The organism is Paenibacillus sp. FSL R7-277 (genome assembly GCF_000517965.1).
GTDB lineage: Bacteria > Bacillota > Bacilli > Paenibacillales > Paenibacillaceae > Paenibacillus_AQ > Paenibacillus_AQ silagei.
In genome coordinates this window covers 100,442-115,758 of record NZ_ASPX01000055.1, presented here as the reverse complement: position 1 = coordinate 115,758, position 15,317 = coordinate 100,442, and the positions used below count along the sequence as shown (strand labels likewise).

At 47.9% G+C, this 15,317-nt stretch carries 11 protein-coding genes; 9 read left to right on the top strand and 2 right to left on the bottom strand.

All coding sequences use genetic code 11. The features are described 5' to 3' along the window. Positions 1-42: 42 nt before the first annotated feature. From C173_RS17450 to C173_RS17410, 9 genes are all read left to right on the top strand, one after another. Positions 43-1,782 carry a sensor histidine kinase gene (locus tag C173_RS17450; RefSeq protein ID WP_036726835.1) on the top strand — a complete coding sequence of 580 codons (1,740 nt, stop codon included), beginning with the start codon at positions 43-45 and terminating at the stop codon, positions 1,780-1,782. Beyond that, on the top strand, positions 1,779-3,404 hold the full coding sequence (locus tag C173_RS17445) for a response regulator transcription factor (RefSeq protein WP_327196460.1): 1,626 nt from the start codon (positions 1,779-1,781) through the stop codon (positions 3,402-3,404). The genes C173_RS17450 and C173_RS17445 overlap by 4 nt, the downstream gene beginning before the upstream one ends. A gap of 99 nt (positions 3,405-3,503) precedes the next feature. Continuing rightward, positions 3,504-5,720 (top strand): FAD-dependent oxidoreductase, encoded by a 2,217-nt coding sequence (locus tag C173_RS17440; RefSeq protein ID WP_235191930.1) that lies wholly within the window; start codon positions 3,504-3,506, stop codon positions 5,718-5,720. Between the two features lie 17 nt (positions 5,721-5,737). Continuing rightward, positions 5,738-6,946 (top strand): SGNH/GDSL hydrolase family protein, encoded by a 1,209-nt coding sequence (locus C173_RS17435; protein ID WP_036726831.1) that lies wholly within the window; start codon positions 5,738-5,740, stop codon positions 6,944-6,946. 188 nt (positions 6,947-7,134) lie between these two features. Then, complete coding sequence (locus C173_RS17430; protein WP_036726829.1) at positions 7,135-8,598, top strand: alpha/beta hydrolase family protein; 1,464 nt, start codon at positions 7,135-7,137, stop codon at positions 8,596-8,598. Between the two features lie 230 nt (positions 8,599-8,828). Continuing rightward, a complete protein-coding gene (locus tag C173_RS17425) occupies positions 8,829-10,250 on the top strand; it encodes an MDR family MFS transporter (protein ID WP_051478130.1) in 1,422 nt (473 codons plus the stop codon). A gap of 33 nt (positions 10,251-10,283) precedes the next feature. Then, positions 10,284-11,456: an FAD-dependent oxidoreductase gene (locus C173_RS17420; RefSeq protein ID WP_036726827.1), complete on the top strand. Its 1,173-nt coding sequence runs from the start codon at positions 10,284-10,286 to the stop codon at positions 11,454-11,456. 54 nt (positions 11,457-11,510) lie between these two features. Continuing rightward, positions 11,511-12,197 carry a TetR/AcrR family transcriptional regulator gene (locus C173_RS17415; RefSeq protein ID WP_036726825.1) on the top strand — a complete coding sequence of 229 codons (687 nt, stop codon included), beginning with the start codon at positions 11,511-11,513 and terminating at the stop codon, positions 12,195-12,197. Positions 12,198-12,234: 37 nt separating this feature from the next. Further along, on the top strand, positions 12,235-12,660 hold the full coding sequence (locus tag C173_RS17410) for an SRPBCC family protein (RefSeq protein WP_036726970.1): 426 nt from the start codon (positions 12,235-12,237) through the stop codon (positions 12,658-12,660). A gap of 76 nt (positions 12,661-12,736) precedes the next feature. Here C173_RS17410 and C173_RS17405 read toward each other — a convergent pair whose 3' ends face one another. Both C173_RS17405 and C173_RS17400 read right to left on the bottom strand, forming a co-directional pair. After that, positions 12,737-14,503, bottom strand: a complete 1,767-nt coding sequence (locus tag C173_RS17405; RefSeq protein ID WP_036726823.1) for a sensor histidine kinase — start codon at positions 14,501-14,503, stop codon at positions 12,737-12,739. After that, positions 14,500-15,225 (bottom strand): response regulator transcription factor, encoded by a 726-nt coding sequence (locus C173_RS17400; RefSeq protein ID WP_036726822.1) that lies wholly within the window; start codon positions 15,223-15,225, stop codon positions 14,500-14,502. Before C173_RS17400 ends, C173_RS17405 begins: the two co-directional genes overlap by 4 nt. Positions 15,226-15,317 lie beyond the last annotated feature (92 nt).

Genomic DNA, 15,317 nt, shown 5'->3' with positions numbered 1-15,317 from the left:
TGCTATGATTTGTTCCATACCGATGCAGAAGGAAGATGATCGATGCGAAGAAGAATCAGCCTGCCCTTAAAATTATTTTTGATCGTCTTTGCCTTTGTATTAAGCTGCATCATCTTGATCAGCCAATTATCTTACCGCTATGTCCAGAAGGAAATAAGAACCACTGATGTGTATTACACCAACCAAATTCTTGACAAGATAGACCAGTATTTCACCGTTAATTTCTCCTCCTTCCAGACGATCCTGTTCTCTGTGGAATCATCGGTGAAAGCCAATATTGACAATACGGACGTAATTAAAAAGCAATTAAGAGAGCTGTATGAACTCAACAGCAGTTACGTCAGTAATATTTATCTGATCCAAAGCGATTTATCCATTCTAGGCGGAAGCACGGCTACCCGGATATTCGATGAACCTTTAGCTGAAAGAGAACCCTTGTTTGCTGCCGCTGACCAGAACAGAAGGACTACCTTTGTCAGCGACCCTTACAAATCTAAATATTCCGGCTGGACCGTTACCATGGTCCGGTATCTGAACGGCACTCCGTTTCCTATGGCCATTGCGGTAGATCTGGATCTCAATGCCATTGAAGAAACCTTGTTCAAGATTAACAGACAAGAACAAATGAATCTGGCTCTAATCACCGCATCGGGTAAAATCATTGCCGGATTTTCGGAAAATAAAGGCTCCCTGAATATTCAAGACCATACGTTTTCAATCGGTGAAACATCAGCGAAACAAATTCTGGATACCGCAGAAACAAGCCTTCAATTGCACACCAAGGAGGGAGCTCAGGTCTCCCTGCTGAAAAAGCCGACGGAAAAGTTCAACTGGACCATCCTCTCAATCAATGATGAATCACGTTTGAAAGCGGCTTTATCCAGATTGGAAACCTATTATATCGAGCTTCTGGCTGCGGGTTTTCTCTTAAGCCTGTTCGTATCCTTTTTTATTGCCAAATATATAAGGACTCCGCTCTACGCACTCAAAACAAAAATGAAACGGGTGGAGCAGGGTCTCCTGACAACTACTATATCTATTAACCGAAACGATGAGTTTGGCGATCTCTCCCGGGCATTCGATCGTATGCTGCAGCAAATTGTGGAGCTGATCCGGGGAGCAGAGCTTCATCATGACCTTGAACGCAAGCTGGAAATTCAAGTGCTGCAGTCGCAAATCAACCCTCATTTCCTGTATAACACGCTTGGTTCTATCAGCAATGTCATACGGCTCGGACAGATTGAGAAAGTAGATGTGGTGATCGAGTCTCTGATTTCAATCCTGGAATACGGGATCGCCGACGCTTCGGAGAAGGTCTCACTGCGCCAGGAACTGCAAAATGTATCGGATTATATCGCGATCCAGAACATCCGTTATAACCGGAGCTTTCAATTGATTGAAGATATCGAAGCAGGATTAACAGACTTTCCGGTATTTAGAATGCTGCTGCAGCCGCTTGTGGAGAACAGTATCTTCCATGGTTATAACGGAGGGGGGATCGAAGGCCCTATTACTATTCATGCGTACAGAGAGGGCGGCAGGGTCATCATAGAAGTCGTTGATCAAGGCGAGGGTATTCCGGCTGATACCATACAGCATATTTTAACTTCAGAACCCAGTGATGTGGAAGTGAAAAGGAAAAGAATCGGATTAAACAATATTCATGACCGGATCAGACTTCACTACGGAGAACAATTTGGACTCCAAATCACGAGCATACCTAAGGAAATAACCCGTGTTCAGGCCGTATTCCCGGTAGGCTTGTTTAAAGGAGATGCATGATGGTGAGTGAATACACCTGCTTCATTGTTGATGATGAGGATCTGATCCTTCAGCGGCTGGAATTGTTTTTTCAAGAGCTCTCCCTTAGGGATAAGCGATTTCATCTGGTGGGCAAAGCGAATAATGGGCTGGAGGGGATAGAGGAGATCGTAAAGCTTAAGCCGGATATCGTGATATCTGATATCGTGATGCCGCGAATGGACGGGATTTCCATGATAGAGCAGCTAAAGTCAACGCTCCCCCGTACCCAGTTCATTCTTTTGACCGCTTATTCCTCCTTTGAATACGCTCAGAGAGCAATTCAAGCCAACGTAATGGAGTACATTGTTAAGGTTCCGCTCAGGGAAGCGGATTTGAACCGGGCTTTAGATAAGGCAGCCGGGAATTTAAATGAGCTTAAGAAAAAAGAAGCGGAATTTCAATCGTTAAACGTATCCGTGCTTGAAAATAAATATAGAGTCCGCAAGCAGTTTTTTAACGAGCTGATCAGAGGGGAAATTCCTTCTCACCGGGCATCGGATTTTGCCAACCGCATGCAGTTTCATTTCTTCCAAGCCAGCTATTGCTGTTTTATTGTCGAAATGAACAGGTATGGAAGTTTCCGGAACGCTTATTCAGCGTCTGATCAAAGCATCCTGAGGTATGCGATTACGAATATCATCGAGGAAACAGTGATGAATGGGGGCAGTGGTGTAGCTGCGGATTTATCCGCTAACCGTTTTATTGGTTTCCTATCCTGGGAGAATAACCGCAGTGATCTGGAAACGGAATATGATTGCCAGGCATTAGGGGGGCAGATCGTCTCCCATTTGCACCAATACTTGAATGTAAGGGTATCTGTCGCTTTTGGAGGTCCGCACCGGGGCTGGGAATCGATCAAACAGGCTTACACGGAAGCACAAAAGGTGAGTGATGATTTCTATTATCATACGGAGAAAGCAGTAAAAACACCTATGCACCGCTTCCAATACCACAATGACAGAAAAGAAGAATTTCAGCAGAGGCTGGCTGAATTTCTTGACGGGCTGAAAAGAAAGGTCTCCAAGGATGAGCTGGAGCAGGCCTTTACTGATCTGAACCAGTTCGTTACGGAACATAAAATCCATAAGTCCATCATGGTGCCTATGCTGCGGGACTTGTACAGAGACATTACGGTGAAGTTTAAATCAGGAAACAAGCTGACCACGGAGGTAGCAGAGTTTCCCATCGAGTGTATGTCTTTCCGGGAGCAGCTTGCCTATATTGGCGACTTCACCTACGACTATGTACACGCCGGCCAGCTTTTACACCGCGCTGAAATCATGAGTGCTATACAGTTTATAGAGCGTAACCTGAAACAGCGGTTAACGCTCGAGGCGATTGCCGAGGAAGTGAATTTAGCTCCATCGTATTTTAGCAGCCTATTCAAAAAAACAATGAACGAGGGCGTGATCACTTACATCAACCGTAAAAAAATCCAATTAGCTCTCGAGCTGTTAAATATTCGGGATTATTCAATATTGGAATTGTGCGAGGAAGTAGGGATTGTGAACGAAGGTTATTTTTGCAAATTATTTAAAGAATATACGGGGGATACGCCCAAGCAATACCGGATTAAAATGACCCGGTATGAATCGGGATAACCTTGCAACAATCGTATAATTTTTTCGTGAAATCATGTAAAAAAAAGCTCCCCAAAAAGCTTACCATGAGAGAAGGATCTAATCATGGAGGTTATCAAAATGGAGCTTATTAAAGCAGATGTAACCGTCGTAGGCGGAGGTATTGCCGGGATCTGCGCAGCCATTGCTGCCGCACGCCAAGGGCTGCAGGTCTCACTCATTAATGACCGGCCGGTCCTTGGGGGAAATGCGAGCAGCGAGGTCAGGGTTCATATCAACGGGTCGGCATATCTCGGAAACAGTCCATCCTATTATGCGCGCGAGGGCGGATTGGTGGAAGAGCTCAAGCTGAAGATTTTTCACTATAATCCGTTGTACAACAAGAAGCTTATGCTTTCGCTTTCGGATACGGTCTTGCTCGACATGGTCTATGGTGAGGCTAACATTGCTCTATTCCTGAATACATGTGTGCATGAAACGGGGATGGAGAACGGCAGAATTAAGTGGGTGGAGGGTCTTCAGTTAGCTTCCGAAAGAAAATTCCGTTTCGAAAGCCGGACCTATATCGATTGTTCCGGAGATGGCATTGTCGGCTATCAGGCAGGGGCTCTCTTCCGGCAGGGGAGAGAGGCGAAGCATGAATATAAGGAAGAATTGGCACCTGAAGTGGCGGACCATTATACCATGGGCGATACGATCCTGTTTCAGGCCCGTGACGTAGGATATTCCGTTGCCTACCAAAGACCTGGCTTTGCGTATGATATTACGAAGCTGGCTTTTTTCGATAGTATCAGACAAGGCTTAAACCACCGGTCTTTTCCAAGGAAAATCAACGGGCTTGGCGGATTGTGGTGGCTGGAATACGGCGGGCATCTGGATATTATTAAGAATAATGAAGACATCGCCTTGGAGCTGCGGAAACTGGTGTACGGAATTTGGGATTATATCAAAAATAGCGGCGAATTTGATGATGTAGCCAATCTCATCCTGGATTATGTATGCCCGATTCCGGGAAAGCGGGAGTCCAGGCGGTTTATTGGTGATCACATGCTGTCCCAGAACGATCTTACCACAAAGCCGCATTTCGAGGATGCTGTATCCGTTGGCGGATGGTATATGGACTTACATGCCAATAAGGGCATCTACGATGAGGGGCCGGCTACAGCCTGGAATTTCGTGCCCGGATTGTACAATATCCCTTTCCGCAGTTTGTATTCACGAAATATTCCTAATCTTATGTTCGCCGGCCGCAATATAAGTGCTACCCATGTGGCCTTCGGATCAACCAGGGTAATGGCAACCTGCGGTTGCATGGGACAGGCGGTGGGAACGGCTGCTTCGTTATGCTTGAAATATGAGGCCGACCCTGCGGCTATAGCTGAGGAACATATGAGCGAGCTGCAGGCGCTGCTGCTCCGGGACGGACAGACGATTGTAGGGCTTCAGGAGGAATTGGACCCGTACTTCGCTGACGGATTAACGGTTCGTGCTTCATCTCAGCGCAGCTACGACAATCTTCATCCAACCGAAGAGCTTTCCCTGGAGACAGGGTTATGTCTGGTCCTGCCGATTCAGACATCCGTAGCTGAAAGCGTACGGATCAAAATTAAAAACAGGTCCGGGCATCCGGAAACCCTGCAGGTGAAGCTGTTCGGCGGGGAACGGAAGGAAAATTATATTCCCGTCAGCGGGTTGAATGACTACAGCTTGGCTGTTGCACCCGGTCATGACGACTGGATTACGCTGGACCTCGGCTGCCAGACACCGGCTGACGACAAAATTTACATCGTACTGGAAGGTACGGCGGGCCTTGCCGTATACGGCAATGAAGAGAAAATGACCGGAGCGGTCAGCTTCTATTATAGACCGGAAGAGCCGTCCGGACTGAAGAAATTCAATAAGAGCATTTGTTTCAAGGAGCTGTTGCCGGCCCAGGATATGTATAATCCGGGGAATGTCGTCAACGGCTTCTCCAGACCTTATGGTCTGCCGAACAGCTGGATTTCTGAGCGTACGGAAGGACAGGAATGGCTGGAATTTGGTTTGGCCAGCCCCAAAAATGTGGACGAAATCCAGCTTATTTTCAACCCGCAGCTGAATTTGGAGCATTTCGACGATCCGATTGAGTCTCTGATCCAAGATTATGAGTTGACCTTAACCTTAGAAGACGGAAGCGAGCGGACAATCATAACCCGCGGCAATTATCTCACCTTGAACAAACATAAGGTGGACGCGAAAGCGGTCACCCGAATCCGTTTTGATTTCTATGCAACGTATGGTTCGCCTTATTTTGAAGTGTTTGCTGTAAAATGCTTTGCTCCTAAAAACGATAAGTGAGGTCAGGTGAAGTCGAGATGAAGGATGTATTCCCTCGAAGAGGGCTCCCTAATGTCATTCAGAAGCTGGAAAATGGGGATACGGTCACCATCGTCTATTTCGGTGGCAGCAATACGCGTTCTGAAGGATACAGGGTTATGACGGAGGATTGGCTTCAAGAGCGATATCCTAAGGCGGATATCCGCGCGGTGAATGCAGGTATTAACGGCACAGGATCGGATCTGGGCTGTGCCCGTGTGGAGACAGATGTACTGCGTCACCGGCCTGATCTGGTATTTGTTGAATTTGTCGGTAACGATGGCGGAGATCCCGAATCCAAGGCGCGGATCGAAGGGATTGTCCGTCAGATCCGCAAGCGGAGCCGGTTTACCGATATCCTGTTCGTGTATACGCTGAAGGAGCGGGATGTGGCCTTGTTCCAGTCCGGGGAATACCAGAAGGGCGCTCTAATGCAAGAGGAAGTGGCTGACTATTATGGGATTCCTTCGATCCATCTGGGCGTAGCGGTCAGTCATCTGGTGTCGGAGGGACAACTCGTGTTCACCTCAAGAGAAGACGTATCCATTCCCGGCACCGTTATTTTTACGCATGATTCGATCCATCCGACCATTCCCGAAGGACACCAGATTTACACGGATACGATCACCCGTTCCTTTGAGCTCATTAGAGAGCTTCAAGATCAGCCGGGAAGGTTCGTACATCACCTGCCTCAGAATCCGCTGGTCCCCGCTAATCCTTGGGAGTATGCGGCCATGCTGCCACTGGATAGTCTGACTACTTTTTCTGCAGGATGGTCATATCTGACACCGGGTAATTCTGCTCTAGCTCGCGAGTACAGCTGGTTGTTTCCCGGCCTGTGGCGGGCAGCCGATCCTGGAGATGCGGTCACGGTGCAGTTCGAGGGCACCCGTATCGGATTATTCGATATCGGGGGACCTGATTCCGGCAGATTGAAGGTGACGGTGGATGGCGGAGAACCCTTTATTGTCGATCGCTTCACATTCTACAACGATCATAACCGGAATCAGTATGTATTCCTGCCGGAGCTCCCGAACGGGCAACATACGGTTCACTTCGAGCTCGATACTGGCAAGACAGACAAAGCGGCTGTGTTCGAGGCATCCGGCAATGCACGGAGCAGTGAGCATTTCCGGCAGCATCCGGATTGGTATGATCAAACGGTGATCCGGCTTGGGAAGTTGTTATTGGTGCAGCCTCCCTTATAATGGCTCATTAGACATTGTACAATGGATGAACCCTCAGGAACGCTATCCTAGCGTCCTGAGGGTTTTTAGCTTTTGATGCATTTCTTTTGTCCGTTCATATTCAGTTCATATTGACGTCACGGGGAGTACACTTTCATTGGTTAAGCTTACATCTTAGCAAAAGAAGAAGTAGAAAGAGAGGGTGTCAAATGAGATTATTTGAGATACTTTTAGTTCTATCCTGTTTCGCGCTACTCGCAGATCTATTGTTTATCAGAAGAGGGGCAAAGACAACAGGACTGGTTTTGGGGATAGGAAGCAGCGTTATATTGGTAGTTCAATTATTTGTAGAGGGATACAGATGGCAGTTGCTTTTGGTATATATGATGACGGCGTTACTCATACTCATCGTTATACTCAGGCATTTAGGCAAGATGGGGAATATAAGGAATATAAAAGCAGGGAAGCTGTTGAAATATAGTTCATCTTCCATCATCGTCATTCTGCTTGTTATATCTACCGGCTTGTCTGTATACTTGCCAGTCTTTCATTTGCCGAAGCTTGAAGGTCCGGAGAAGGTGGGTACTCAAACCTTTCATTTTACGGATCAGAACAGAGATGAAGTCTTGACTGAAGATCCTAGCGATAAGAGGGAACTAATGGTTCAAGTGTGGTACCCTACTGCAAATAGCAGTAACAAGAAGAGTGAAGCTCTTTTTCCCAAAGATAAAGAAATGTTCAAAAAGTATATCCAGACCTATTCTAATTCATTAAACCTACCAGACTTTGTATTCGATTACTGGAAGTATAGTAAAACCAACTCTTATGAAAATGTAGAAATATTGCCTTCTACAAGTCCTTATCCTGTGGTACTGCTATCTCACGGTATGGGAACCAGTCGGGTTCTCCATGCGTCTCAGGCCGAGAATCTCGCCAGTCACGGATATATCGTGGTCACCATCGATCATACGTATAGCACCTTTGCTACCATTTTTCCGGATGGCCGTGTAACGGACTATACCACCAAGACGACTAACGTAGAAGATCGCAGAAGAATCGGTAAGATATGGACGAAAGATGTGGAGTTTGTAATCGACGAAATTGAAAAGCTGAATTCAGGTGCAATCGAAAGTCAATTTAAAGGAAAAATCGATCTAGATCATCTGGGCGTAATGGGGCATTCCTTCGGGGGGGCAACAGCGTTTAATACTACTTATGTAGATCCTAGAATCAAGGCCGGGGTCAATATGGACGGGTCACTGATCGAAGTGGACAATAGAGATGATCTAAACAAGCCGTTTATGTTCATAAGATCCGGAGTTTTTAAAGACTGGTTGACAGATTTCAAGAAGGATACCAATCCGGATAACGAAGTCACCAAACAACTTGAAGAAGAGCTGCACATTATTAAAAATGTGATCAATCAGGGAGGACCTGCGATTTATATAGAGGGTACCCAGCACTTCAATTTCACGGACCTTCAGTTCTATTCTGAGCTGATTAAACTGACTGGAATCACAGGAGATATAAATGGTAAAAGAGGATCAGACGTCGTAAATCAATATGTTCTCGATTTCTTTAATAAGGAATTGAAAGGAGAAGGGGGACAACTATTGGAGGGGCCAAACGACAGCTATCCCGAGGTGAAATTTATAAATCCGGAAGAGCTTTAAGACGAGGCCATTTCAATTAAGCATAGTGTGGAATCATATACGATTTTGATATAATTACAAACGATTTCGGGAGCAGCCCCTTTATTTATACTATTCTGAGAATAGAAATAAGAAGGGGGCTTTCTCCAATCTATAACGAACATCGTTCTTGACGAACGGTGTTCGTTGTGTTATAAATGTATCAACTTAACTAATTCATACGCTTATGTAAGGAAAGGAGGAGAGCGTTTATGTCAGAGACAAATAATAGCCGCAGTGTTCAAGCAGCCTTTTCCTTAAAACAGATCCTGCCCATACTTCTCGCAGTTGCTTCAGGGATGTTCCTGGTGATCTTAGACAGCACCATCATGAATGTAGCCGTGCCGAAATTAGTAAGTGCCTTCGATACCAATCTTAGTACGATTCAGTGGGTCATCACGGCGTATACCTTATCTTTATCGGCAGTCATTCCGTTAGCCGGCTGGTTCTCTGACCGTTTCTCGCCCAAACGGATGTTTATGATTAGCATTGTGTTATTTGTACTCGCTTCTGTGCTGTGTGCAATGGCAACCACTCCTAGTCAGCTTATCATTTTCCGCATCATTCAAGGTTTGGGCGGAGGCATGGTGGCTCCCATCGGAATTGCCACTGTATTCATGGTCGCTCCTCCGGACAAAAGAGGATCTGTCATGGGCATCCTCGGGATCCCGATGCTGCTTGCTCCTATTCTTGGCCCGTTATTGTCGGGCTGGCTAATCGAGTACATCAACTGGCACTGGATCTTTTTCATCAACGTTCCGGTTGGCATCTTGGCTTTATTCATGGCCTGGAGGTACTTACCTGCATCGGATGCAAAATCGAACAACAAGCTGGATGTAATCGGCGCGCTTTTGGCTCCGGTTGCCTTTACTTCCATTGTGTTTGCTGTTCATCAAGCAGGTGAGAAGGGGTGGTCCAACCTATGGACGTTAGCGCCACTGGCCTGGGGCCTGGTTATACTGGCCATCTTTATCTGGAATGAGCTGCGGCAAAAGCACCCGCTGCTGGAGCTAAGAGTATTCCGTTCACCTACCTTTGTGCATGGCATCTCTGTCGCCTGGCTGAATCAGATCGCTTTATTCGGAAGTATTCTGTTATTCCCGCTGTATTTACAGCAAGTGAGGGGGTTAACTCCTCTTGAGGCTGGATTATATGTGATCCCGCAAGCACTGTTATCTACGGTCGGGATTAATGCCGGCGGCCGCTTGTTTGACCGTTTCGGTGTTCGCCCGGTAGCAATCATGGGTATTCTGTCGCTCTGCGGGTCCTTGCTTGCACTGACGCAGATTGATGCCCATACCAGTTCGCTATATATCATTTGCAGCTTTGCTTTTGCAGGGCTTGGGCAAGGATTAACGATGATGCAGATTAATACCCATGTCCTCAGATCAGCTCCCAAGGAATTAATAAGCCGTGTTACGCCCATAACCACTTCAGCACAGCAAATTATGTCCTCCTTCGGCGTTACCATCACGATGGCTTTTCTGGCCAAACAAATCAGGGGACTTCCCGCACAGCATTCACCCGATCAATTAGGTCATGCCTTCGGCTCAACATTCTGGATTACTTTGGGCTTTGCAGTTATTGCATTGGTTTTATCTTTGTTTTTTGCAGGCAAGAAGCACGATTCTTGAGAAAATACTTTCAAACGAAGGAGATGTCTACACATGACAACAAATAATTCTACAGAACAACGCCGGATCGCTATTATTGGAGGTGGACCTGGGGGGCTAACGCTTGCCCTGATTCTGCAAAAGCATGGTATTACCTCGACAATCTATGAACGTGAACATGAGGACCTTAGCCATGAACGTGGAGGCTCCTTAGATATCCATGAAGAGTCCGGGCAGCTCGCTTTGAAGGAAGCCGGATTATATGAAGCTTTTCTGCAGGCAGCACGGTTTGAGGGCGAAGACTTCCGGCTTATGGATAAGACGGGGACCCTATACCTGGATGAAGTGGCCGACGAAGAGAGCTCGGAAGGGCAGAGACGCCCGGAGATTGACCGCGGTGTGCTTTGTGACTTGCTCTTAAACAAACTAGATCCGTCTACCATACAGTATGGCTATAAACTGGAGAAGGCGGTGTCTCTGGGCGAGGGTAAGACGGAGCTTCATTTTGAGAATGGACATACCGCAGTGGCTGATCTTGTCATTGGGGCGGATGGTGCCTTTTCCCGCGTTCGTCCTCTGCTTACGGATACAGACGTGGAATATTCAGGTCTGACAATGCTGGAGCTTAACGTTATTGCAGAGCAACACCCGGATCTGGCCGCATTTAACGCACGTGGCAAGATGTTCGCACTGGATGATCATAAAGGGATTCTGGGCCAGTTGAACGGCAACGGACGGATCAAAGTATATGCAAGCTTCAAGGTAGGGAGGGACTGGTTAGACGAAATTCGGAACGATAATCCGCAGGAGACGAAGGCCAAGCTGCTTGAGCTGTTTCACGATTGGAGTGAACCGCTCAAGAATTATATCAGGTATGCCGAAGATGCGGTTGTACCCAGACGGATTTACATGCTGCCCGTCGGGTTTCGCTGGGAACGCAGCGCTGGTGTCACATTAATCGGTGATGCAGCTCATGTCATGTCTCCTTTTGCCGGAGAAGGGGTGAATCTTGCGATGCTGGATGCGCTGGAGCTGGCTCTTGCCATTGTAAGAAATAAGGACACAGCTGGGGCAATTGAAGAATATGAAGAGAAAATGTTCCAGTATGCCTCAGAGAAAGCACATGTGTCTAACGAAAACCTCATCCTGAGTTTCTCAGAGAATGCCGCTCCAAAGTTCGCAGCACTCATGCAATCTTATCAAGACCTGTATGAGCAGCAAGGATGATGTTATCTTCGGCGATGTATTTACTATTGGCTTCCGGCATGTTATAAGGAAAGTATGATGAAACCTAAACGTGAAATTGTGAGCCGCCGCAACCGGCCAGCCAAAGAACCCCTTAGTCATGAAATCATTGTCAAGACCGCGTATGAGCTGCTGAAGCAGGAAGGGACCTCCGGCATGAGTATGAGGAAGGTAGCCAAGCAACTGGACACTGGACCTTCCTCCCTGTATGTTTACGTTAAAAATCTGCAGGAATTGAGCTCATATGTGCTTGACCTTGGTCTCGGTGAGTTGAACCTGCCGGAGCTGACGAACGAGAACTGGAAGGAGCAGTTATTTCAAGCGCTGCAGGCTTATGCAGAACTGCTTATCGAGCAACCTGGATTAGCTGAGCTATCCCTACAGACGATTCCTATTGGGAATCACGCCTTTCGTCTGAATGAGCATTTACTTACCGTCCTCCAGAAGGGCGGAATCACCTCTACGGCCGCTGCCTGGGGAACGGACCTGTTGCTCTTGTACGTGTCCTCCGTTGCCTTGGAGAAGGCTAAGAGAGCAAACGAACTGATGGAAACTGCCCAGAGTTACTATAATGAAGCAGATCCGGTACGTTTTCCGCTCATGAACAGTCTGAAGACTGATTTATTCTCGGGGGATACCGCCTCCAAGGAGAGGTTCTTCTGGGCCATTGAAGTAATACTCCAGGGGATATTGCACAAACAGTTGGGAGACAATGGTAAGTAACCAAGCGACGAAGTTCATGAGAGAGGTGTCTATTGAAATGGAAGAGAATCAAACGACGAAAGTAACCGTACAAACTGTGGTACAAGCCCCTATCGAGAAGGTATGGCGCTACTGGACGGAGCCGGAGCACATCACGAAGTGGAATCAGGCCTCCGAGGACTGGCATGCGCCAAGAGCCGAGAACAATCTGCGGCCTGGCGGTACCTTTATGACACGGATGGAAGCGAAGGATGGCAGCATGGGCTTTGATTTTGGCGGCGTATACGATGTCGTGAATCAGCATGAGGTGATCAGCTACACCATAGAAGACGGAAGAAGAGTGGAGATTACGTTCGCCCGTCAAGGGAATGAGACGAAGATCATTCAAACGTTCGATGCGGAAAACGCCAATCCCGTCGAGCTCCAGCAAGCAGGCTGGCAAGCGATCATGGACAATTTTAAATCCTATACCGAACACAACTAATGATCAAAGAAGACGCCGGGGAAAATTTCCGGCGTCTTTCTTTTGCAGCCCCAATGTGTACATGATCTCTGGATTATTATGTTCCAGCCCTCGAACGGGCATCCCATATCAAACGTATTTCTGTCCCCTCTTCGGGATTGGAATGAACCTCAATTCGCCCTTGCATGGCCTCAATCAGCCCTCTGGTTACCGCCATACCCAGGCCTGAGCCGACATCGGGTGCCGCTGTATCTGTGCCACGGTAGTATCGTTCGAACAGCTTCCACACCGTCTCCTGATCCATTCCGCGTCCATCATCCGCAAATTGAACGATGAAATCACCTGCCTCTTTACCTGACTGCACCCTTACAATCAGCTTCGTGTCCGGCGGATTATGCAGCAGGGCGTTGGCGGTGAGATTATCAACGATCCGTTCAAAGGAGGGAATGTGTACATAACCCTGTACCTCAACCGGGGCGGGATGGAACGTAATGCGGCCCACTCCAAAAGCCGGGTTCCGCTCAGCACGCTGTACCAAATCCTGCAGCAGAGCATTGATATCCGTTAGCTCAACAGGAGGCTGGTATCCGCCGCTGCGCAGACGATATGTCATGGCCAGGTCGCTTACCAGCCTGTCCATGTACATGGACTTGTCCACCATAATGCCCGCGAATTCGCGTACCTCTTCCGTAGTCCACTGGTATTTCTCTGCCTCCAGCATGTGTGCATAACCCTGGAGCGAGGATAGCGGTGTCTTCAGATCATGGGTAATTCCAGCAATCCATTCCTCCCGCAGAGAGTCGGTCTGTTTGCGGAGTTCTTTATCCTGCTTCAGGGTAGCGGATAACGTCTGGATGGAATGTAACACTTCCGTATATACCCGATAGTTTCGCCGCCATCTCCCGTTCTTCTTCTGGCTAAGCGGCCTGCCGCGGGGGCCTGCCGGCTCCTCATATTGTCCGCGTTCAAGCCGCTGCAGCCATTGCAGCATATGGAGCATCGGATAACCGAACAGGTTGGCATACCAGACAGCAAGCAGGATCAGCAAGCCGATAATAGATACCAGAAGCGCAATCAGGGCAGGTCCAAAAATAAACCCGAAGGGGTTCACGTTGCTACCCGCCGGATTGTCCGCAAGAGGAACACTAAGCATCCAGGTGGAATGGTTCTGCTCATCATAGCTGGTCACTGTGGTCATTCCATACCGGATGGGGTATCGTGTACGCAGAATCAGATCCTGGATGCTGTAGCTGTCCGGAATGCCTGCTGCGGGCTTGTTGAAAGAAGCCATCTCCTGTCCCTGTTCATCCAAAATCTGAAGATAGGCATCCGCCGAGCGGATGATATCCTGCTGCCCGGATGCCAATTCCAGCTTGTTATTGGCATAACGGCCCCCGTTATATGCTTGCTCCAGCATGGTTACAGACTGGTTGTTCTCTCCATACAACAGGGTGAAATTAATGCCTTCTCTTTCGCGGATAAGCAGATATAGCCGGTAGGGAAAGGGCTTTTGTCCTTGCCAATAAGATATGAGTTCTCCAGGTTTATAGTGATTCGGCACATCGGAAGGGGTATGAAAAGCATCCAACACACGACCCTGCTCATCGAGAACCTGAAGCCAGCCGTTGTTTTCATCAATTCGCTTCAGCAACCCCGGATCATACTTAACACTACCGTCCGGCAAAATCTCTGCTGTACTGATTAGCTGGTCGAGTCCGACAGTGGCAAAATCTTCAACAAGGCTGGCCTCATTCAGCTGCTGAATGACCCAGTAAGCTATACTTCCGCCGATGATCAAGATCAGAATCACCGTACCCGCAAGCAGGCCAATGAACCGCGTCATCAATCTGCGTCTTACACTCATCGCCCATGCCCCATGTCGGACTGAATGAGCTTATACCCTAGCCCTCGAACGTTCACCAATAATTCAGGGTTGGAGGGATCAGCCTCAATACGCTCACGAATCCGGTGAATATGTACCATGACGGTGTTGTCATCCGAAATGGCCTCCGACCCCCAGACCCGCTCATACAATTCAGACTTGGTGAAGATACGATTGGGATGTTTGCAAAAGAATAGCAGCAGCTGGTATACCAGCGCAGGGCAGTTCACGGGTTGACCTTCGACTCTGAGTTCACCGGCTGGCTCCATAACCTGGAAGCGCCCATAGTCATAGATCCCTTCCCGCGGCAGTTTTTCCGCTTCCGTCTGTCTGGGCAAATACCGTCTCAGCAGGGATTTGATCCGTGCGACTACTTCCAGCGGGTTAAAGGGTTTAACGACATAATCGTCTCCGCCAACCGCAAAGCCGGTCAGCTTGTCATAATCGGTGGTTTTCGCAGTCAGAAAGAGAATAGGGGCATCTGTAATTTGACGCAGAAAAGGGCAGATTTCCAGCCCGCTTCGGCCTGGTAGCATCACGTCCAACACGATGCAGTGATAGGTTTTCTTTTCACATGAAGCAATTGCGTCTTCACCGATAGTGACCGTATCAATATCTCGGAATTGCTCCTTGAGCAATACCGTTCGGAGCATATGCAGAATCGCCTGTTCATCATCAACAAGCAAAATTGAAACTTCATCCATGGCGAAATAGAGCCTCCCAGCTTTTTATATAAGTATCATACCATTCTGAAACACTGTGCTGCTTGCCGGTAACCTTAACGGATGCTTAATTT